Source organism: Paenibacillus glufosinatiresistens (genome assembly GCF_031470375.1).
Lineage (GTDB): Bacteria > Bacillota > Bacilli > Paenibacillales > Paenibacillaceae > Paenibacillus_AQ > Paenibacillus_AQ glufosinatiresistens.
The window spans coordinates 22,119-40,667 of the sequence record NZ_JAVFHT010000017.1 but is presented as its reverse complement, the minus strand read 5'-3'; the positions used below and the strand labels follow the sequence as shown (position 1 = coordinate 40,667).

General features: G+C 57.2%; 21 protein-coding genes and 1 tRNA gene. 2 read left to right on the top strand and 20 right to left on the bottom strand.

Features of this window, described 5'->3' with window-relative positions; genetic code table 11:
* Positions 1–103 precede the first annotated feature (103 nt).
* The 14 genes from RBI05_RS15705 to rpsF all read right to left on the bottom strand — a co-directional run bounded on the left by RBI05_RS15705 (position 104) and on the right by rpsF (position 13,670).
* Entirely contained in the window at positions 104–1,390 is a 1,287-nt protein-coding gene (locus RBI05_RS15705) for an adenylosuccinate synthase (protein WP_310551779.1), read from the bottom strand.
* 228 nt (positions 1,391–1,618) lie between these two features.
* On the bottom strand, positions 1,619–2,980 hold the full coding sequence (gene dnaB / locus RBI05_RS15700) for a replicative DNA helicase (RefSeq protein WP_150457875.1): 1,362 nt from the start codon (positions 2,978–2,980) through the stop codon (positions 1,619–1,621).
* A gap of 1 nt (position 2,981) precedes the next feature.
* The gene (gene rplI, locus RBI05_RS15695; RefSeq protein ID WP_150457874.1) at positions 2,982–3,428 is read right to left on the bottom strand and encodes a 50S ribosomal protein L9; all 447 of its coding nucleotides are present in this window, start codon (positions 3,426–3,428) and stop codon (positions 2,982–2,984) included.
* On the bottom strand, positions 3,425–5,437 hold the full coding sequence (locus tag RBI05_RS15690; protein WP_310551778.1) for a DHH family phosphoesterase: 2,013 nt from the start codon (positions 5,435–5,437) through the stop codon (positions 3,425–3,427). The genes rplI and RBI05_RS15690 overlap by 4 nt, the downstream gene beginning before the upstream one ends.
* An 11-nt stretch (positions 5,438–5,448) precedes the next feature.
* A complete protein-coding gene (locus RBI05_RS15685; protein WP_310551777.1) occupies positions 5,449–6,387 on the bottom strand; it encodes a DUF2232 domain-containing protein in 939 nt (312 codons plus the stop codon).
* Positions 6,384–6,695, bottom strand: coding sequence for a MazG-like family protein (locus tag RBI05_RS15680; protein ID WP_150457871.1), 312 nt, complete (start codon positions 6,693–6,695; stop codon positions 6,384–6,386). The genes RBI05_RS15685 and RBI05_RS15680 overlap by 4 nt, the downstream gene beginning before the upstream one ends.
* A 169-nt stretch (positions 6,696–6,864) precedes the next feature.
* Positions 6,865–7,290: a CBS domain-containing protein gene (locus tag RBI05_RS15675; RefSeq protein WP_150457870.1), complete on the bottom strand. Its 426-nt coding sequence runs from the start codon at positions 7,288–7,290 to the stop codon at positions 6,865–6,867.
* 123 nt (positions 7,291–7,413) lie between these two features.
* The gene (locus tag RBI05_RS15670) at positions 7,414–8,472 is read right to left on the bottom strand and encodes an LCP family protein (RefSeq protein ID WP_310551776.1); all 1,059 of its coding nucleotides are present in this window, start codon (positions 8,470–8,472) and stop codon (positions 7,414–7,416) included.
* Positions 8,473–8,734: 262 nt separating this feature from the next.
* Positions 8,735–9,595 carry an ABC transporter permease gene (locus RBI05_RS15665; RefSeq protein ID WP_310551775.1) on the bottom strand — a complete coding sequence of 287 codons (861 nt, stop codon included), beginning with the start codon at positions 9,593–9,595 and terminating at the stop codon, positions 8,735–8,737.
* Positions 9,592–10,569 (bottom strand): ABC transporter permease, encoded by a 978-nt coding sequence (locus RBI05_RS15660; protein ID WP_310551774.1) that lies wholly within the window; start codon positions 10,567–10,569, stop codon positions 9,592–9,594. Before RBI05_RS15660 ends, RBI05_RS15665 begins: the two co-directional genes overlap by 4 nt.
* 11 nt (positions 10,570–10,580) lie before the next feature.
* A complete protein-coding gene (opp4A, locus tag RBI05_RS15655) occupies positions 10,581–12,293 on the bottom strand; it encodes an oligopeptide ABC transporter substrate-binding protein (protein ID WP_223879829.1) in 1,713 nt (570 codons plus the stop codon).
* A gap of 259 nt (positions 12,294–12,552) precedes the next feature.
* Positions 12,553–12,825 carry a 30S ribosomal protein S18 gene (gene rpsR, locus RBI05_RS15650; RefSeq protein ID WP_150457866.1) on the bottom strand — a complete coding sequence of 91 codons (273 nt, stop codon included), beginning with the start codon at positions 12,823–12,825 and terminating at the stop codon, positions 12,553–12,555.
* A gap of 21 nt (positions 12,826–12,846) precedes the next feature.
* Positions 12,847–13,347 (bottom strand): single-stranded DNA-binding protein, encoded by a 501-nt coding sequence (ssb, locus tag RBI05_RS15645; protein ID WP_150457865.1) that lies wholly within the window; start codon positions 13,345–13,347, stop codon positions 12,847–12,849.
* A 38-nt stretch (positions 13,348–13,385) separates the two neighbouring features.
* Positions 13,386–13,670, bottom strand: a complete 285-nt coding sequence (gene rpsF / locus RBI05_RS15640) for a 30S ribosomal protein S6 (protein ID WP_150457864.1) — start codon at positions 13,668–13,670, stop codon at positions 13,386–13,388.
* A 203-nt stretch (positions 13,671–13,873) separates the two neighbouring features.
* On the opposite strand from rpsF, the gene RBI05_RS15635 reads away from it, so the two are divergent.
* On the top strand, positions 13,874–14,071 hold the full coding sequence (locus RBI05_RS15635) for a YjzC family protein (protein ID WP_150457863.1): 198 nt from the start codon (positions 13,874–13,876) through the stop codon (positions 14,069–14,071).
* A 319-nt stretch (positions 14,072–14,390) separates the two neighbouring features.
* On the opposite strand, the gene RBI05_RS15630 is transcribed toward RBI05_RS15635, so the two are convergent.
* The 4 genes from RBI05_RS15630 to RBI05_RS15615 form a co-directional block, all read right to left on the bottom strand.
* Positions 14,391–14,481: transfer RNA gene (locus RBI05_RS15630), tRNA-Ser, on the bottom strand.
* Between the two features lie 85 nt (positions 14,482–14,566).
* Positions 14,567–14,785, bottom strand: coding sequence for a DUF951 domain-containing protein (locus RBI05_RS15625; RefSeq protein WP_150457862.1), 219 nt, complete (start codon positions 14,783–14,785; stop codon positions 14,567–14,569).
* The gene (locus tag RBI05_RS15620; RefSeq protein ID WP_150457893.1) at positions 14,775–15,779 is read right to left on the bottom strand and encodes a mechanosensitive ion channel family protein; all 1,005 of its coding nucleotides are present in this window, start codon (positions 15,777–15,779) and stop codon (positions 14,775–14,777) included. The genes RBI05_RS15625 and RBI05_RS15620 overlap by 11 nt, the downstream gene beginning before the upstream one ends.
* 114 nt (positions 15,780–15,893) lie before the next feature.
* Positions 15,894–16,148 (bottom strand): DUF3343 domain-containing protein, encoded by a 255-nt coding sequence (locus RBI05_RS15615; RefSeq protein ID WP_150457861.1) that lies wholly within the window; start codon positions 16,146–16,148, stop codon positions 15,894–15,896.
* A gap of 115 nt (positions 16,149–16,263) precedes the next feature.
* On the opposite strand from RBI05_RS15615, the gene yyaC reads away from it, so the two are divergent.
* The gene (gene yyaC, locus RBI05_RS15610; protein WP_150457860.1) at positions 16,264–16,872 is read left to right on the top strand and encodes a spore protease YyaC; all 609 of its coding nucleotides are present in this window, start codon (positions 16,264–16,266) and stop codon (positions 16,870–16,872) included.
* Here yyaC and RBI05_RS15605 read toward each other — a convergent pair.
* A complete protein-coding gene (locus RBI05_RS15605; protein ID WP_150457859.1) occupies positions 16,844–17,344 on the bottom strand; it encodes a DUF4446 family protein in 501 nt (166 codons plus the stop codon). The two genes, yyaC and RBI05_RS15605, sit on opposite strands and share 29 nt — an antisense overlap.
* Before the next feature lie 33 nt (positions 17,345–17,377).
* Complete coding sequence (locus RBI05_RS15600; RefSeq protein WP_150457858.1) at positions 17,378–18,538, bottom strand: aminotransferase class V-fold PLP-dependent enzyme; 1,161 nt, start codon at positions 18,536–18,538, stop codon at positions 17,378–17,380.
* Positions 18,539–18,549 lie beyond the last annotated feature (11 nt).

Sequence of the window (18,549 nt, the reverse complement as noted above, 5' to 3'; positions counted from 1 at the left end):
AGGAAGAGCTATAACGCCCCGGACGGCAAAAAAAGGCTCCCGTCGCCGGGAGCCTTTGGTTTGCTTGGCCGGACCTGCGGCCCGGCACATCGCGCTTCTTGTCTTACTCGTAAATAGGCAGAACCTGATTCGTCTGCTCACGGTTGCGTCCCACCGAGAAGATGGCGATCGGAATCCCGGTCAGCTCGGACACCCGCTCCACATACCGGCGGGTATTCTCCGGCAGATCCTCGAGGGTCTTCGCGCCGCTGATATCCTCGCTCCAGCCCGGCAGCTCCTCATAGACCGCTTCGCACTCGGCCAGCATCTTGAGGCTGGCCGGATAGTGTGTGATGATCTCTCCGCGGTATTTGTAGCCGGTGCAGATCTTGACCGTCTCCAGTCCGCTAAGCACGTCGAGAGAGTTCAGCGACAAGCCGGTCAGGCCGCTGACGCGGCGGGCATGACGCACCACGACGCTGTCGAACCAGCCGACCCGGCGCGGACGGCCGGTGACGGTGCCGTACTCATGGCCGGTCTCGCGGATGAGATCGCCGATTTCGTCCTTCAGCTCGGTCGGGAACGGGCCGTCGCCAACGCGGGTCGTATACGACTTGGCGACGCCGATGACCTGCTTGATCTTCGACGGCCCTACGCCCGAACCGATACAGACCCCGCCGGCCGACGGATTTGAGGAGGTTACGAACGGATAGGTTCCCTGGTCGATATCCAGCATGACGCCTTGGGCGCCCTCGAACAGCACCTTGCGGTTCGCGTCAATGGCATCATTGAGCACAACCGAAGTGTCAGTAACATACGGGCGCAGGATCTCCGCGTACTCCAAATACTTCGCCAGCACCTCTTCCACGTCCAGCGCCTCGGCGCCGTAGACCTGGGTAATCATCTGATTCTTCTCGCCCATGAGCTGGCGCAGCTTCTGCTCGAACTCTTCGGCGTCCATCAGATCCGCGATGCGGATACCGTTCCGTGCCGCCTTGTCCATGTAAGCCGGGCCGATGCCCTTGCGGGTCGTGCCGATCTTGTTGTCGCCCTTCCGGTCTTCTTCCAGCGCGTCCAGCACCATATGGTAAGGCATAATGACATGGGCCCGGTCGCTGATCTTCAGGTTGTCCGTATCGAAGCCGTTCTCATGGATATATTGGATTTCGTCGATCAGCGCCGCCGGATTGATAACCATCCCGTTGCCGATCACGCAAATTTTCTCTTTATAAAAAACGCCGGATGGAATCAGGCTCAGCTTGTATTTCTTACCGTCGATCAGTATCGTGTGTCCGGCATTGTTGCCCCCCTGGTAGCGGGCGACCACTTCTGCGCGCTCTGCCAGAAAATCCGTGATCTTGCCTTTGCCTTCGTCTCCCCATTGTGTTCCCACGACGACTACCGTTGACATGTTCATTCCTCCGATAGGTGCCTCGCCGCACCCTTATTATTCAGCGGGCTTCCCGTTCCTTCCGGACCTGTACGCCGCCTCGCTGTCGCCCGCTCCTTGCGGTTTATCCCGCTAAAGCACAACTATCAGTGTACCAGCCGCCTTTTTTAAAGTCAAACGAAAACCTAAATAAAAACGAACGATCACGCAACAGGGTGCGCAATCGTTCGGAATTTATCATCTTGTGTCTTACCCGGCAAACGGTTCGGCATGTGTCCGCTCGTAGTTGACGAATTTGTTGAAGTTCTTCATGAAGACCAATTCTACCGTTCCCACCGGACCGTTACGCTGCTTGGCGATGATGATCTCGATGATGTTCTTCTTCTCGGTCTCCTGGTTGTAGTAGTCGTCGCGGTAGAGGAACGCCACGATGTCGGCGTCCTGCTCGATCGAGCCGGATTCGCGCAGGTCACTCATCATCGGCCGCTTGTCCTGGCGCTGTTCCACGCTTCGGCTGAGCTGGGAGAGCGCGATTACCGGCACATCCAGCTCTCGGGCAATCTGCTTGAGCGTACGGGAAATCTCGGAGACTTCCTGCTGCCGGTTCTCGCCGGCCTTGCCCCGGCCCTGAATCAGCTGCAAGTAGTCGATGACGATCATCCCGAGGCCCCTCTCCTTCTTGAGCCGACGGCATTTCGCCCGGATATCCGCTACAGTGATGCCGGGGGTGTCGTCGATATAGATCTCCGCCTCCGACAGCGAGGCAATGCCCATCGTCAGCTTCGACCAGTCCTCGTCGGTCTTGACTTCCCCGGTCCGCATAATGTTGGCGTCCAGATTGGCTTCGGCGCAGATCATACGCTGAACCAGCTGCGCCGCCGACATTTCCAGACTGAAGATCGCCACCGTCTCCTTCTCTCGTACACCGACATTCTGGGCGATGTTCAGCGCGAAGGCCGTCTTGCCGACGGACGGACGGGCTGCCACAATAATCAGGTCATTGCGCTGAAAACCGTTCGTCATCCGGTCAAGATCCGCGAACCCCGACCGGATGCCTGAAGTCTGTCCCTTGTTCTGATGCAGCAGTTCAATGCGGTCGAAGACCTGCATCAGCACATCCCGAATGGCGATAAAGCCGCTGCCGCTGCGCCGGTTCGAAATCTCCAGAATGCGCCGCTCGGCATCGCTGAGCATATCGGAGACATCCTCGCCCCCGCTGTAGCCCTCGCTGACGATCTGGGTCGCCGTCCGGATCAGCCGGCGCAGCATCGCTTTCTCTTCGATAATCTGAGCGTAATAGTCCACATTGGCCGCAGTCGGCACGGCATGGGCCAGCTTGGCCAGATAGCTGACACCGCCGACTTCTTCCAGTTGGCCGCGGTCCTGCAGCCTTGAGGTCAGGGTAATCAGGTCGATCGGCTGGTTCTCTTCTCCGAGCTGAATCATCGCCTCAAAGATCATCTGATGCGACTTGTCGTAGAAATCTTCGGTGCTCACCCGCTCCATGGCGGCGATCAGCGCCTCATCCTGGAGCAGCACCGCTCCGATTACCGCCTGCTCGGCCTCCAGATTCTGCGGGGGAACCCGATCGAAAAAGAGATCTCCGCCCATGCTATTCCTCCGTTACCTGTACCTTCAATACAGCCTTCACTTCGGTATGGAGCTTGACGTTGATCTGGAACCCGCCCAGATGGCGAATCGGATCGCCCAGTTCAATCTTGCGCTTGTCGAGCGCAATGCCGTGCGAGGAAGCCAGCTGCTCGGCAATCTGCTTGCTCGTAATGGCGCCGAACAGCCGTCCGCCCTCACCGGCCTTGGCCTTCAGATTCAGCGTCAGCTCGTTCAGCTTCTCGGCAAGCTGCTTGGCCTCTTCCTTCTCGTTCTCCTTGCGCCGCTGTTCCGCCGCCGCCTGGTTCTCCAGCGTCTTCACATTGCCTTCCGTAGCCGGACGGGCCATGCCGCGCGGCAGCAGGAAATTCGTTGCATAGCCTTCGGATACTTCTTTGACCTGGCCTTTCTTGCCTTGGCCCTTCACGTCTTTCAGAAAGATAACCTTCATTCGAATAAACCCTCTTTCGATTGTATTTCTTCCAGTACCGCCAGCAGGCGGGCTTCCGCTTCTTTCGTTGTTCCTTCCAGCTGGGCGGCTGCGTTCGTCAGATGACCGCCCCCGCCCAGCTTCTCCATTACGACCTGGACGTTCATCCGCCCCAGCGACCGGGCGCTGATGCCGATGATGCCGTCGGTCCGTTCGCAGATCACGAAGGATGCCAGCACGTTGGTCATGCCCAGCAGCGTATCGGCCGCCTGGGCGATGAGCAGCTGCGGCACCTTCAGCTCCGGCTCCGTAACAACCAGCGCAATATGATCGTAGACCATTCGGGCATGCTTGATGATCTCCGCTTTGGAGATATACTCCTGGAGATCTTCCTTCAGCATGCGCTGGATCAGGATCGTATCCGCGCCGATCCGGCGCAGGAAGCCCGCCGCCTCGAACGTCCGGGAGCCGGTATGAAGCGCGAACTGCTTCGTGTCGACCGTAATGCCCGCGAGCAGCATCGTGGCTTCCAGCGTGCTAAGCTTCACCTTGTCGTGAATGTATTGGAGCAGCTCCGTAACCAGCTCGCAGGTGGAAGAAGCGTACGGCTCCAGGTAGACCAGCACCGCTTCATTGATGAACTCTTCGCCGCGCCGGTGGTGATCGACGACCACAATCCGGCTGGCCGCCTGCACAAGACGCGGTTCCATCGTCATGGAAGCCTTATGCGTATCCACTACGATCAGCAGCGTATGCTCGGTCATAAGCTGAAGCGCCTGCTCGGCCGTTACGAACGAGCTGTACAGTCCCTCATCCTTCCGAAGCTGCTCCAGCATGCGGGAGATCGAAGGATTCGGACCGTCGAGCACAATATCCGCCTCTACATTGTACATCTGGGCGGCCCGCAGCAGCCCGATCGACGCCCCGACGGCGTCGATATCGGGATTGCGGTGCCCCATAATAATGACACGGTCGCTCTCCTGGATCAGGTCCCGCAGAGCGTGCGCGATGACCCGGGCGCGCACCCGGGTCCGCTTCTCGGCGGCGTTGCTCTTGCCCCCGTAGAAAGACAGCCGCTGGCCGGCCTTGACCGCAGCCTGATCGCCGCCCCGCCCCAGCGCCATGTCCAGACTGGACTGGGCCAGCGCGCCGAGCTCGCTCGCCGACTCCGCGCCGAAGGCCATGCCGATGCTCAGCGTCATCGGCACCTTGAGGTCGGCCGTCATCTCCCGGACCTCGTCCAGGATGACGAACCGGCTCTCTTCCAGCGCCTGGAGGCTCCGGTAGTTCAGCAGCATCAGATAGCGCTCCGAGGACAGCCGCCGCAGATAGACATCGAATTCCTTCGCCCAGTCCGTAATCTCGCTGGTCACCTTGGCAATCAGCGACGTCCGCTGCTGGTCGTCCATGCCCTGCGCGGCTTCGTCGAGATTATCCATCAGCAGAATACCGAGCGCGAGCTTCTCTTCCTCATACTGGGCGCGCAGGGTGACCAGTTCAGTGATTTCATACAGGTACAGCATCCGTTCGCTTGGAATAACCACGACCTGATAATGGCGCTCATCCACCCGGATCTCCATCCGGTGTTCTTTCAGCGCCCCTTCGCGTCCGGCTTCCCGGCGCACCGGCATCTGGGGAACTCCCGTCAGCAGCTTCGCCACATCGGGCAGCAGCTCCGTCAGCGCTTCTCCCACCAGCGACCGCCGGGCAAAGATATCGCCGGCATGGCGATTGTTCCATTCCACCGTCCGGTCCTCGCTGTAGAGAATAATGCCGAGCGGAAGCATTCCGACCGCTTCTCCCTCTACCCGCTTAATCCGGAAAGAGAGCCCGTTGATGTACTCCACCAGATTGCGGCGGAAGGCAAGCTCGGATTGCAGCATGGTGAGGCAGAGCAGACCGGCCACGAACAGACTCGCCACGCCCAGTATCCAGTTGTAGACACTGACGGCGATAATCAGAAGCAGCAGAAGTATGAACGCCCAGACGGTGTGATAGCCGTGCCAGCGTTTTTGCAGAAATTTTGGCATTCGCTCTCACCCTAACGTCTCGATTTGGTCACCATTTCACGCAGCGGGAACACCAGATCAATGATTCCAATGATACGCAGCGGCGGCAGCAGAATGATCGGAATAGCCAGCAGAATGGGCAGCGTCTTATTCCAGCCCCGTTCATGGGCGATGAAGAAGAAGAATCCGATTGCCTGAATCATGAACCCGATCTGCAGCAGCAGCAGCAGATTGAAGGCGATCATCGCCATCGGCGAACTGTCATTGCCGCCCGACAGCATTTGAAGCACAAAGCCGATCAGATAATACCATACCAGCGATTTGGGCAGCCGCCATTCACGGGCCGGACGCATCCGCGGCGCTACGTAGCCCATGCTGCCGAGAATCGGCCGGACGATGCTGTGGGTCAGCACAGAGATTACCGCCGAGAATACGATCATGGCCATCGGAAGAATCTGCACGGTTCTCGCGCTGAATTCATCCACACTGTCGGCATTCAGGCCAAGGTCGGTGAACAGCGAGCTGCCGGCGCCGAGTTCGCCCAGAGGCGAGACCGTCATATGAATCGCTTCGTTCATAATATCGTTGACGTACGTATAGAGATTGAAGGAGAACAGCACCTTCCCGATAAACAGCAGCAGCACAAATTGAGCCAGAATGGTACAGGCTCCCGCTACAATCGTCGAGAAAGCCGGCGACCGCCGGCGGTACCAGCGCACCATAACCAGCGAGGGGATCAGGAAGTAGGCGGCAATCCAAATATTGATTGGACTAAGCAGCCCGACGATGACCCATACCGGCAGCACACTTGCAAGAAACTGCTTCCTGCCAAGGGTAGTGCCCAGCACAATGGGAGGAATCAGAATGAACAGAGTGGTTATAATCAGCAGGCTCGTGGACAGGGACAGCAGCAGGAACAGATAAGCGACGCTCCATGCGGCGGATGACCAGCGAAATTTCAAAGTGTTCACCTCTTACGCATATGTTCTTCTAGTGCCGAAATGTCTTGATACCACTCCTCGAGCTGGTGGCCTTCCTGCCGGTGCTTCCGCAGCTTCTCCTGCAGCAGATCATCGAGGTCTCGATACGGGATGCCGAGCCTTCGGCCCAGGATATAGCAGCTCATAATCAGGCTGGCCAGACTGTCGGCCACACGAGCCGTACTGCCTTCCCATAACGCTTTGAACAGCCGGGATACTTGATCCACTACTTCCGTCTTCAACCACTCGATGACCTTGGCCCGTTTGGCCACGTCCAGTTCTTTAGGCGCCTTGGACATTTCTCTACCTCCGGGAAAAGCTTTATTCTCCATTATAGCATAAATGGCTATAAGCAACACCGAAGCCCCCGGGGAAGGGGCCCGTCCCCCGGCATGAATAAAGGCCCGATCTCCGCGGGGGCATTGCGGAAAACAGGCCTTCCTTCGCATGAATGCGGCTATAAGGCGGCTATATCGACTCCATCGACTGACGCGATACGAACTTCTCGCAATATTCAATGATCTGGCTCCGGCGCACAATCCCGATGAATCGGTTCATATCGTCAACGACCGGCACAAAGTTCTGAACCTTGGCCAGATTAATCAGATCCTCCATGTCCGCCTCAATGGAGACCGGCTTGTTGCTCATGCGCAGCGGCACATCTCTCAGCAGGAATTTGGATGAGTTCTCGAACGTCACCTTGCCGCCCGATTCTTTCATATACCACAAGAGGTCTCCCTCCGTTACCGTTCCGGCGTATTCGCCGCCCGGTCCCAGTATGGGCACTGCGGTATAACGGTGAAATTCCATCCGCTCCAGGGTCTGGCGCAGGGTAGAATCCAGGGTAACGCAGGCCACTTCCTGTTTAGGAAGCAGAAAAAACGCGATGTTCATTGGGTTTAGGTCCTCCTCAAATAAAGTCCCAGCGCCATTATACCATATAAATGGCAGACAGCAGCCGGAACTTTGCGGCTGCTGTCTGAATATCGGCCCTGCTTGCCGGATGAGACGGTCGGCTTATTGAGCGGCCGGCGAAGCGGAAGCCTTCGGCTTCAGCGCATCCGCCGCCTTGCCGGGATCAATCAGTTGATCGACCGGAGTGGAGGCATTCATCCAGTTGTCGATCATGGCCTTGGCCTGATCCAAGTACTTGTCATCCACGATGTCATAATAGACTCCGTCGATCTTTTGGCCTTCGCCCATTACCGTGAAGCTGGAGATATCGACCTTCTTGCCGACCATGAACTTCTTCGCAAGGTCGGTAATCATCGTCGGCTTCATATCGGTCTTGAAGTTCTCTCCCAGAATATTGAGCAGATCCGAGATATGGCCGATCTGGTTCAGCGACAGCATCTTGTTGGCCAGGACATCCAGGAACACCTGCTGCCGTTTCGTCCGGTTGAAGTCGCTGTCCTCGCGGTAGCGCACATAATTTAGCGACTCTTCGCCATTGTAGAGCGACTTGCCGCCCTCGATTGTGAACTTCTCGTGGTCGGCGCCCTTGTTGCGGATCGTCTTCTGGATGGGCAGCGGCAGTCCGCCGAGCTCGTCGACCACATCCTTGACGCCCTGGAAATTGATCGTGGCATAATACTGGATATCGTGGCCAAGCAGCGCTTCCAGCGTATCCTTGGCCATCTGCTGACCGCCGAATGCATACGCATGGGTGATCTTGTCTTTCCGGTCATTGCGGTGCCCGATAATCTCCGTATAGGTATCCCGGGGAATCGAGATCAGCAGAACCTTGTAGTCCTCGGGGCGCACAACCGCGTAGATCATCGTATCGGAGCGTGCCGTCTCGTTGCCTCGCTGGTCGGTGCCCAGCAGCATAACCGAGAACGGGTCGCTCTTGTAGGCAATCGGTTCCGGCGCTACGCCCTTGGTTCCATTGTCCGGCTTCAGCGGAACATAGGATTTCTCCTGAAGCGTCTGTTCCACCTGATCGGCAAGGAATATATCAAATGCCAGAACCTTCAGCGGATTGCGGAACAGAAAGACGCCCGCCCCAAGCAGCACAATCATCGCCAGGGCAATGTACCGCTTTTTCAGCCCTTTTTTCTTCTTCGTCTTTTTCATTGTCCTTTTCCTTCTTTAAGAGTATGGAATGAGACCCTGCCTGATTAATAAGAGGTCTTGGTTTATATATGTTCATATATATGGTACAATGCAGCCGCAATACCCGGCTCCATCCGTTGGCTCTTCTCGCCTGTCTTGTCTCTGTATGCGATCCTGCCGCCTTGCTCGGTGCCTCTCTCCGGCCCTCCTTCCATTACATAAACAATATTTCTATTGTAATCACTCTTTTCTGAAAAAGAAACAACAAAACCCGACATTTTTGTCATTTATATACGGTTTTCCACGCTTCGCCAACGGCATGGGCGGCTAAAATCATCACAACCATGCACCCGCCGGCCGGTGCCCATACCCACCATTCGTGGCGGAGCGTCTGCAGGGACGCCGCCTCGGCCAGCATATTGCCCCAACTCGGCTCTCCGGCCGGAACGCCGAAGCCGAGGAACCCGAGGCTGCTCTCCGCCGCCAGCATCGAGGCGAACGTCCAGACGCCTTGAACGGTCCACACCGGAAGCAGCGCGGGAAGCAGATGCCTCACCATAATCCGCAGCGGGCCCGCGCCCAGCGCCCGGGCGGCAAGCACATAATCGCTGTGCTTCTCCGACAGCGTCCGGGCCCGGATCAGCCGGGCGAAGCCGCCCCAGCCGAGCAGACCGGCCACGCTGATCAGCGCCGGCACGCCGCCGCCGGGCCAGAGGCTTTTGACCACGGTCACCACAATCAGAAAGGGAAACGCCAGCACCAGGTCGGTCAACCGCATCAGCACCGCATCCGCCCAGCCCCCCAGATAAGCGGCCGTCAGGCCAACCGCCGTGCCGATCGCGCCGATCAGCAGGGTGGCCGCTGCACCGATCAGCAGCGTCGTCCTTCCGCCGTAGAGCAGACGGGCGCCTACGTCCCTCCCCCCCTTGTCGGTGCCAAGCCAGTGCCCTCCGCCGGGAGGACGGTTCAGCTCGCGCAGCGAGATCCGGTTCGGATCGTAATGGACGATCAGCGGAGCCATCAGACAGAGCAGCGCCAGAACCGCCGCAACTCCCGCGCAAACAGCCGCGATGCGGAAATGCTTCGCATTTCCGTCCGCGGCCCGAAGCCGGCTTGACTGAGATCGAACATCGAACCGGTTCATCCTCTTCCTCCTTGCATGCTGCGAATTCGGGGGTCCAGCCAGCCGAGCAGCAGATCGGCCAGCACATTCCCGGCGATGACCATCGCCCCTGTCAGGAGCGTCAGCGCCATCATGACGGCATAGTCCCGGCCGGCCGCCGCTGCGAGAAACAACGTGCCGATGCCCGGGTAGCTGAAGATATTCTCTACTACTACCGTCCCCCCAAGCAGCATGCCGAAATCCAGCCCGACCACAGCGGTCAGCGGAACCAGCGCGTTCCGCAGAATATGCCGCCGGTAGACTTCCGCTTCGGACAGTCCCTTGGCCACCGCTGTCGTCACATGCGGCCGGAGCCGGTTCTCCGCCGTTTCGCTGCGCAGGAACTGCGTGTAGGCCGCTGCCCCGCCCAGCGCGAGCACGGCCGCCGGCAGCAGGGCGTGTCGCAGACGATCCCACAGCGGCCAGGCACCGCCGTCTCCTCCGGCCGACACCGTTCCCCCGACGGGAACCCAGTGGAGCCTAGCGCCGAACAGATAGAGCGCAGCCACGGCAACGACAGCCGTAGGGACGGCATACAGCAGATAGCTTCCGCCGGTAATCAGACGGTCGGCCCAGCCGCCCGCCGAACGGCTTGCGGCTGTACCGAGCCCTAACGCGGCTCCATACGACAGAATCAAGGCCAGTACCGCCAACAGCGCTGTCTGCGGCAGACGCTGGGCGATCAGTTCCGACACCTCCATCTGATACAGGGAGGAACGGCCCAGATCGCCTGTTGCCGCCCCTTTCAACCATCGTCCGTATTGAACCAGAACCGGGTCGCCATAGCCCAGCTTCTCCCGCTGCTCCGCCAGAACTTTCGGATTTCGCAGCGAAGGGTCTCCTCCCCGGCCCAGCCCGTCTCCGGGCATCTGCTTGGCAAGCAGGAATACGGCGATCGTCAGCAGCAGCAGCAGCGGAACCGCCGCTGCCAGCCGCCGAAGCGCATACTTCAGCATCGCCGACCCCCCTATTCCGTCACCCACCAGCGATAAGGATCGATAATGTTGCTCATGGAGTTGATCCGTACTCCCTGCAGCCGGCTGCTGACCGCCGTGATCGTCTCGCGTTCCGCCAGGAAGATCATCGGCACCTCTTCATTGAGCAGCTTCTGCCATTCATAATAGATCTGTCTGCGGTACAGCTTATCGTACGCCTTCAGGCCGACGCCTTCGCGAATCAGCCTCTCATTTTCCGGTGACGACCAGCGGGTGTAATTCCAGAGGTCGTTCTCCCGCCATAAACCCGTAGGGTCGGGGTCCGGAGCCAGTCCCCATACCCCATTGAATAATTCTACCGAAGGATCGTCTTCCTCCACCTCCGTGTAGAAGGTGTTCAGTTCCTTCAGCGCCCCGCCGTTCAAGCGCACGTCCAGACCGACATCCCGCCAGTTCTGGATCATCGCCTGGGTTCTCGGTTCTGCCATAACGCCGCCTGTCATTCCGTCAAAATGAATCGTCAACGGCTTGCCCTTCGGGTCTTCCCGCAGGCCGTCTCCGTTCCGGTCGGTGTATCCGGCGCTGTCCAGCAGCGCCTTGGCCTTGGCCGGGTCATACGGATACGGATTAAGCTCTCCTGCCGGAGCCGCCGCCCAGCTCGATCCCGGGATCGGGGACTCCACCAGCCTTCCCAGACCGAAAGAGAAGGCATCAATGATGCCCTGCCGGTCCAGCGCGTAGTACATCGCCTGCCGGAGCCTTTTGTCCGCGAACTTGGGATTGTCCATAACGACCTTCCCTGCCTCCGCATCCCAGCGGCCGAACTTGAAGCCGATATATTCATAGGAGAGATCCGCCGTCTTCAGCACCTTCACCTGATCCATTCCGCTCAGTTCCTGATAAGCATCCCGCGGCGCCTGCTCGATGTCGAGTTCGCCCTGCTTGAACAGACTCGGAACCAGACTGTCGTCGTACACCTTATAGAGAATGCCGTCTAGCAGCGGACGCCCGCGGTAGTAATCATCGAACCGTGAGAGCCGCACCGACTCCCCCGGCTGTATCGAAGTGACTCGGAAGGGGCCGATGCCGATCGGCGCGCGGCGCACCTGGTCGCTCGAAGGCATATCCTTCACCGCCACGCCGGCAAAATAATTCTTATTCATAGGGTAAGCCCACAGATTATCAATAGTATTAGCTCGCGGCGCGGCTACCGTAATCCGGATCGTATACGGGTCGATTACGGCAATACCCGAAATCTTGTCGGCATGACCTTCATGGTAGGCCTCAGCGCCCTGAATCATTTCTACATTGGAATAACGGGGGCCGGTATAATCGGGATCGGCAATGGTCTCCAGCGCGAACTTCCAGTCTTCCACCGTCAGCTCGTCGCCGTTCTGCCACCGCACCCCCTGCTTGATCTTGAATGTAAACGTCCGGTGATCCGCCGACTCCTGCCACGCTGCAATCCCGGGGACGGTCGTCAGATCATCCCTGACGGTGAACAGCGGTTCGGTCATAAACTCCAGTACATGGAAATCGTCTTCTCCCTCATAGAAGGCCGGTTCAAGCAGCCCTTTGAAGGCCGACGGATAGCCATAGGTCACGACGCCCCCTTCCCGGGGGCCGGCGCTTGCAGCCGTCTCCGCCCTCTCTGAATTCACCGCCGGGCTTCCGCCGCACCCTGCCAGCAGACCCAGCAGCACAAGCGAAAGACCGAGCGTCCGGATCATTCTCCCATTCTTCATTTCCTTGTTCCTTCCTGAATGAGCTGCGCTTTTATTTGTATTCCACTGGTCAATTGTGCCTATAGACAGCCGTTCTACAAAATTTAAAACATCATACAATGTCTGTTCTAATGCCGTCAACCTCTTTATCCGCTCCCCGGCTTCTGCCGCTTTTAGTTGCGTCCGGCAGGTGAACACCGAAGAGACCGGAGACTTGATGCGGACAAAAAAAGGACAGCCGGGAAATCCCGGCTGTCCTTCGCTTGCACGCACACACTTCTTATTCAGTTGTGTAAGGCAGCAGTGCGATTTGACGAGCACGCTTGATTGCGATCGTCAGGGCGCGCTGGTACTTGGCGCTTGTGCCCGTTACACGGCGAGGCAGGATTTTGCCGCGCTCGCTGATGAATTTCTTCAGCAGCTCCGTGTCTTTATAGTCAATGTGAGTAATCTTGTTAACGGTGAAATAGCAGACTTTACGACGCTTGTTGCGGCCGCCGCGGCGTGCCGGTCTCTTGTCGTTGTCTCCGCCTTCTCTTTGCTTGAAAGCCATTGTCTTTTCAGTCCTTCCATTTTAGAATGGCAAATCATCATCCGATATATCGATCGGTTTACCGTCTCCCGAAAAAGGGTCCTGGTTGTTGCTGCTGCGCGAGAAATTGTTGTTTCCGCGCCCGCTTCCACCGCTGTTGCCACCGCCGTAAGAAGGCTCTTCCGGCAGGTTTCCGTTCGAGGATTGACCCCCGTCGCGGTTCTGCGCAGACTCGAGGAAACGGACATTATCGGCAATCACTTCGGTCACGTATACACGTTTACCTTCGTTATTCTCGTAATTCCGCACCTGCATGCGGCCTTCCACCGCTGCCAGCCGACCTTTGCGCAAGTAATTGGCACAGGTCTCCGCCAGTTGTCTCCAGGTAACGATCGGAATAAAATCGGCTTCGCGTTCTCCGCCTTGGCTGGTGAACGGACGGTCTACGGCAAGCGTAAACTGCGTTACCGCCACACCGGCGGGCGTATAGCGAAGCTCCGGATCACGGGTCAGACGGCCGATCAGGATGACACGGTTCAGCATAACGGGTCCCCTCCTTGGAACGGTTGTACAAATTGGGCTTAGGCTACGTCGTTCGTGATGAGATAACGAATAACTTCGTCGGAAATCTTCATGATACGCTCCAGCTCGGTAACAACTGCCGGTTCAGCAGTAAAGTTCACCAGAACAAAAACGCCATCACGGAATTTCTTGATCTCATACGCAAGGCGTTTCTTACCCTGCACATCGTGCTTTGTAATCTCACCGCCGTTGGAGATGATGCCTTGGAATTTTTCGACTGCGGCTTGAACGGCTTCCTGTTCAATGTCCGGACGAATAATGTACATCACTTCGTATTTGCGCATAACTTTCACCTCCTTATGGTCTGCGGCCCCTGATCTTATGCCAGGAGCAAGGATCGAGCACAAACTCGAACTTTAATATTATACCAAGCCTTCACTTGGAGTGCAAGCCTTCATCCTTGCAGAACCTTCCGGTCATGAAGGCCCGGGCGGCCGCGCACACTAAAGGACGCATTGCATTTCAATTTCAAGGAGGTACCTTCCACATGGGCGAACAGACCGAATACGAAAAGGGCGACCGGGCCCCCAATCCCGGACTCTACACCGAAGTAAGCGAAGCCCGCAGCTTCCATACTCAAGTTCAGAACCCGAAGACGATCCGGATGGAGAAGGGCGATATTTTTCCCGAGACGACCAACAAGGACCGGAAGTGGAAGAAAGTCGAGAAGGCCCGCGTCCATTGACGCCGCTCTTCTTTTCTAGGCCATGTATAGAACTTCATTCCTCCGGTTATTCTAATCTCAGGCAGCACAAGAGAGAGGTGTGGTTCCGTTGGACTTTCCGGTCGAACGCAGGTCACAGGATTTCTGATTGGACACCTATCGCCTTGTCAGGGAACAAGCGTCCCGCGTTGCTGTAGCGTATGCACCAGAAAGATTTCCATCCAAAATCCGGTGCTGCCCGGGAGGACCCTGCAAAGGGTCCTTTTCCTTATGGAAATCGCAGTTGATACAACTAAAAAGCGACCCCGCAATGGAGTCGCCTGTGTATTTTGTGCGGTTATGGCGGAGAGGGTGGGATTCGAACCCACGCACGCTTTGACACGCCTAACTGATTTCGAGTCAGCCCCCTTGGGCCTCTTGGGTACCTCTCCGCAGCAAGATTTATTATATCAGATATTTAGGATTCGCGCAAGTGGTTCTTGAAGAACTTAGAAACGGCTTAAAGATTTTCTCATCTTAAAGATCTGTTGAGTCTTCCTTGGACGCAGCCGAGACCAGCACTTTCTTGAGGTTCTTCTCGAACTTCGCGCGCGGAACCAGCACGCTGTGCTGGCATCCCGTGCATTTGATCCGGATATCCATCCCCATTCGTATGATCTCCATCTCATTCGCTCCGCATGGATGCGGCTTCTTCATCTGAACGATATCGCCGAGTCCGAATACCTTACGCTCCACCGTTCTTCTCTCCCTTCTTCTCTTCCTGCGCTGCAGCGGCTTCCCGTTCACTGCGTTCCTGCCCGGCGGACTGCTCGGCCTTCGTCTTGGCTTCCGCTTCCGCCTGAGCTTGGGCCTCTTCCTCGGCCTTCGCCTTCTCGGCTTCTTCCGCCTGCTTCAGAGCCCGCTGCTCCAGCGCCTGCTTGATGTCCTCATGGATCTGGCGTTCAGCCGCCTCCTTCTGGTTGGGCATCGTCTGGGCGGCAACGCGGATTACATATTCGGCGGTCGTCATCGACTGAATCCCCAGAATGTTCGGGTAGGCCAGTACGCTGGGATTGCGTTCTTCAATGCCCTGCATGGCACCTGAAATCAGGGACAGCGTCTCTTCAAGGGGCTGATCCATCTTCACCGGCACATCCACAACCGCCATGGCGTTGGACAGCGAGTAATTCACTACATTGGTTATGGTTCCATTGGGAATAATATAGACTTCGCCGGTAAGACCGATAATGCGCGTTGTCCGAAGTCCGATGACCTCGACCGTTCCCTTATAGCTCCCCGTCTGTATAACGTCGCCTACCGCGAATTGATCCTCCAGAATAATGAAGAAACCGGTGATGACATCCTTCACCAGGCTCTGTGCTCCGAAGCCGATTGCCAACCCCAGCACGCCTGCGCTTGCAATCAGCGGCCCCAGATCAAAATGGAATTCCGACAGAATCAGCAGCAGCATAATGAAATTGCAGATAACCGTTACCGTATTCTTCAACAATTCGCCGACCGTCGAGAACCGGCGGGTGCTGCTTGGCGAACTCCGCACCGACTTGCGTTCCAGCGATTGATCAATCAGTCCGTATACAATCTTGATAATCAGTCTCGTCAACAGGAAGATAACGATAATCCGGATTCCCGCAAAAAGCACATTTGCCCACATATCCGCGTCCGTTACCCAATTCCAGATCCGGTCCTTGAAGGTCACCGCCTGGTCCACCGTATCCTGAAGCGTCTCCATTGCCGATGAGGTGGCCGAAGGAATTGGCGATGGTGATAGCGTTGGTGATGGTGCCGGTGTACTCCCGGCTGCTGCAAGCATATTCTGATATCCGTGAATCATCCTTCTTCCTCCTCACTCTGCTGTAATCCGATACTCCTCCGCGCCGACTTTCTCAAAGATACCGCGAATCTCCACCTGCTGCTCTCTGATAATTTCTCTTACCCGAGCAAGACAACCGGGATCAAATTGAATCGACATCGCACATCCCGCGGTAATCTCCTTCGGTGTCGGAAATATATCAATCTCGATCCCCGCATACTCCAGCAGCATTTCAGCTCGCAGCGCCTGCTGGGTCGAATCGAATGCGATCAGCAGTTCCTGCTCCATCTGTCCCGCCCCCCTGGGCGCCTGGGCCCATCTTCATCTCGCCGAGTATAAAAACCTTCTCCCGGCCATATACTGGTTACCATCCACTAGACTCGTCCAAGGAAAGGAAGATGGTATGAATCAATCGATTCCTCCCCTGCCGGCCCACGAAATGTCTTGTTTAAAAATAGCACATACCGATCCGGAAATCTATTCGGCCGTCATTCATCGCCTGCTGTTCCACCTGTCCCGCTCCGCTCCCGGTTCGCCGATTGTCGTCATCTGCATCGGAACCGACCGTTCTACCGGCGATGCGCTCGGCCCGCTGGTCGGCACCGCTCTCGCCCGCTTCCGCAGTCCTCTTTTTGAACTGTATGGCACTCTGGAGAACCCGGTTCATGCCGTCAACCTTCAGGACACCTTGAATGAGATTCAGGGCCGGTTCCACCGCCCGTTTGTCATTGGCATTGACGCCTGCCTCGGCCATTCCGCAAGTGTAGGCTGTATCCAGGTGGTCGAGGGTCCGCTCCGCCCCGGAGCAGGGGTGAATAAACAACTGCCGCCGGTCGGCGATATCCATCTAACGGGCATCGTCAACGTCGGCGGCTTCATGGAGTATTTTGTTCTGCAGAATACCAGACTGAGTCTGGTCATGCGCTTATCGGAGATTATTTCCTCCGCCCTCTATTCTGCCTTGAAGCAATGGCATCTGCATGCTAGATCTGCTGCAGCGCTTGAGCAATGACTTCCTGTTCTTCAGGAGACAGCGCGTAGACAGAAGCGCCGGCTTCCAGCGGCTTGGAGTAGATATAGGAGCTGTCGCGGCTGTGAAGACTGGTCAGAACAATGCCATTCTTATGTTCATCGACGATGGCCAGCGAGAAGCTCAGATCATTGCCGCGTTCACCGAATGCATTATAACGTTTTAACGCGACCTTGGCCTTCAGCCCCTGCACTTTAACCAGAAGGCCTTCGATCGCGCGGGCATGGTTCTCTTGTTCTTCTTCAAGCCGGTCGCTCTGATTCTTTAGATCAATCAACAGCGTCTCCAAATCTTCAATCCCTGTCCCTCCCATCATGGAGGCGTATCTCCGGCGCATGCCGCGAATTCGGCTGCCCTGCATCAGCACCAGGATGAACAGGATCAGAATGAGCAGCCCCATCCCGCCCACAATCCAGCCCAATTGTTCCTGGAGCAGTGAATTAATGTCCGACATCGTTTACCTTCCTCTTTTTCATGGAATATCTCATCAGACTCCAGCGCCTAAGATATGACGCATTGCCTCCAGCAGCGACCGCACCTCATCTTCCGTTGTCCCGACGCCTACGCTCGCACGAACAGCACCGCTCGCCAGCGTGCCCATCGCTTCATGCGCCAACGGCGCACAGTGCATCCCTGCCCGAACGGCAATTCCGAACTCCCGGTCCAGCCGGTGCGCAACCCGGGCCGAATCCAATCCCTTCACTGTAAAAGCGATAAGCCCGCTGCGCTCTTCTCCCGCTCGCGGCCCCAGCAGCCTTATGCCCGGCAGCTCTTGCAATCCTTCCATCAGCATCTGCACCTGTTCCCACTCCCGGCGATGAATACAGCCCGGCTTCCATTCACGCACCCGGCGAACGCCAGCCAGGAGACCTGCAATACCCGGTACGTTCTGCGTACCTGATTCATACCGGTCAGGCCGCACATCCGGCTGTTCCCTGTTCTCCGATTGGCTCCCCGTGCCTCCGGTCAGAATCGGCTCCAAATCGAGATCAGGAGCGATATAAAGTCCTCCTGTCCCCTGCGGACCAAGAAGACCTTTGTGTCCCGGAAAAGCCAGCAGGTCAATATTCATTAAAGAGACGTCAATATCCAGGCTTCCGGCAGACTGCGCCGCATCCACCAGAAACCTTGCCCCTCTCGACTTGGCCAGATCACCGATCTCTCCAACTGGCTGAATGCTGCCCAACAGGTTGGAACTGTGCGTACATACGACCAGCTTCGTATTCGGTCTGAACAGCCTGCCAAGATGAGAGAGATTCACATAACCGTCCGCATCGACTTCAGCAAAGTCAACCTCTACCCCTCTTGTCCGCCGTAAATACTCCAGCGGTCTGCGCACCGAATTGTGTTCCGCCATGGTTGCAATCACGTGGTCGCCCGGTTTCAGAGTGCCCTGTATGGCCATATTCAGTGCCATGGTCGTGTTGTAGCAGAAGGCCAAATCCTGGGCATTGCGAATGCCGAACAACTGCGCCAGTTCCATGCGCGCTCGAACCAATAGGCGTCCGCTGTCTACCGCAAGAGAATGACTCCCCCTCCCCGCATTGGCACCCGCCTGTTCCATCGCCTCTACAACGGCCCGGATGACTTCAGGCGGTTTCGGCCAAGAGGTGGCCGCATGATCCAGATAAATAACATCCTTCGCCATCCTCACCCTCC

Coding starts and splice junctions, on each gene's coding strand:
- RBI05_RS15705 (WP_310551779.1), bottom strand. CDS start 1,390: ATGTCAACGGTAGTCGTCGTGGGAACACAATGGGGAGACGAAGGCAAA.
- dnaB (WP_150457875.1), bottom strand. CDS start 2,980: ATGGGCGGAGATCTCTTTTTCGATCGGGTTCCCCCGCAGAATCTGGAG.
- rplI (WP_150457874.1), bottom strand. CDS start 3,428: ATGAAGGTTATCTTTCTGAAAGACGTGAAGGGCCAAGGCAAGAAAGGC.
- RBI05_RS15690 (WP_310551778.1), bottom strand. CDS start 5,437: ATGCCAAAATTTCTGCAAAAACGCTGGCACGGCTATCACACCGTCTGG.
- RBI05_RS15680 (WP_150457871.1), bottom strand. CDS start 6,695: ATGTCCAAGGCGCCTAAAGAACTGGACGTGGCCAAACGGGCCAAGGTC.
- RBI05_RS15675 (WP_150457870.1), bottom strand. CDS start 7,290: ATGAACATCGCGTTTTTTCTGCTTCCTAAACAGGAAGTGGCCTGCGTT.
- RBI05_RS15670 (WP_310551776.1), bottom strand. CDS start 8,472: ATGAAAAAGACGAAGAAGAAAAAAGGGCTGAAAAAGCGGTACATTGCC.
- RBI05_RS15665 (WP_310551775.1), bottom strand. CDS start 9,595: ATGAACCGGTTCGATGTTCGATCTCAGTCAAGCCGGCTTCGGGCCGCG.
- RBI05_RS15660 (WP_310551774.1), bottom strand. CDS start 10,569: ATGCTGAAGTATGCGCTTCGGCGGCTGGCAGCGGCGGTTCCGCTGCTG.
- opp4A (WP_223879829.1), bottom strand. CDS start 12,293: ATGAAGAATGGGAGAATGATCCGGACGCTCGGTCTTTCGCTTGTGCTG.
- rpsR (WP_150457866.1), bottom strand. CDS start 12,825: ATGGCTTTCAAGCAAAGAGAAGGCGGAGACAACGACAAGAGACCGGCA.
- ssb (WP_150457865.1), bottom strand. CDS start 13,347: ATGCTGAACCGTGTCATCCTGATCGGCCGTCTGACCCGTGATCCGGAG.
- rpsF (WP_150457864.1), bottom strand. CDS start 13,670: ATGCGCAAATACGAAGTGATGTACATTATTCGTCCGGACATTGAACAG.
- RBI05_RS15635 (WP_150457863.1), top strand. CDS start 13,874: ATGGGCGAACAGACCGAATACGAAAAGGGCGACCGGGCCCCCAATCCC.
- RBI05_RS15620 (WP_150457893.1), bottom strand. CDS start 15,779: ATGGAGACGCTTCAGGATACGGTGGACCAGGCGGTGACCTTCAAGGAC.
- RBI05_RS15615 (WP_150457861.1), bottom strand. CDS start 16,148: ATGGAGCAGGAACTGCTGATCGCATTCGATTCGACCCAGCAGGCGCTG.
- yyaC (WP_150457860.1), top strand. CDS start 16,264: ATGAATCAATCGATTCCTCCCCTGCCGGCCCACGAAATGTCTTGTTTA.
- RBI05_RS15605 (WP_150457859.1), bottom strand. CDS start 17,344: ATGTCGGACATTAATTCACTGCTCCAGGAACAATTGGGCTGGATTGTG.
- RBI05_RS15600 (WP_150457858.1), bottom strand. CDS start 18,538: ATGGCGAAGGATGTTATTTATCTGGATCATGCGGCCACCTCTTGGCCG.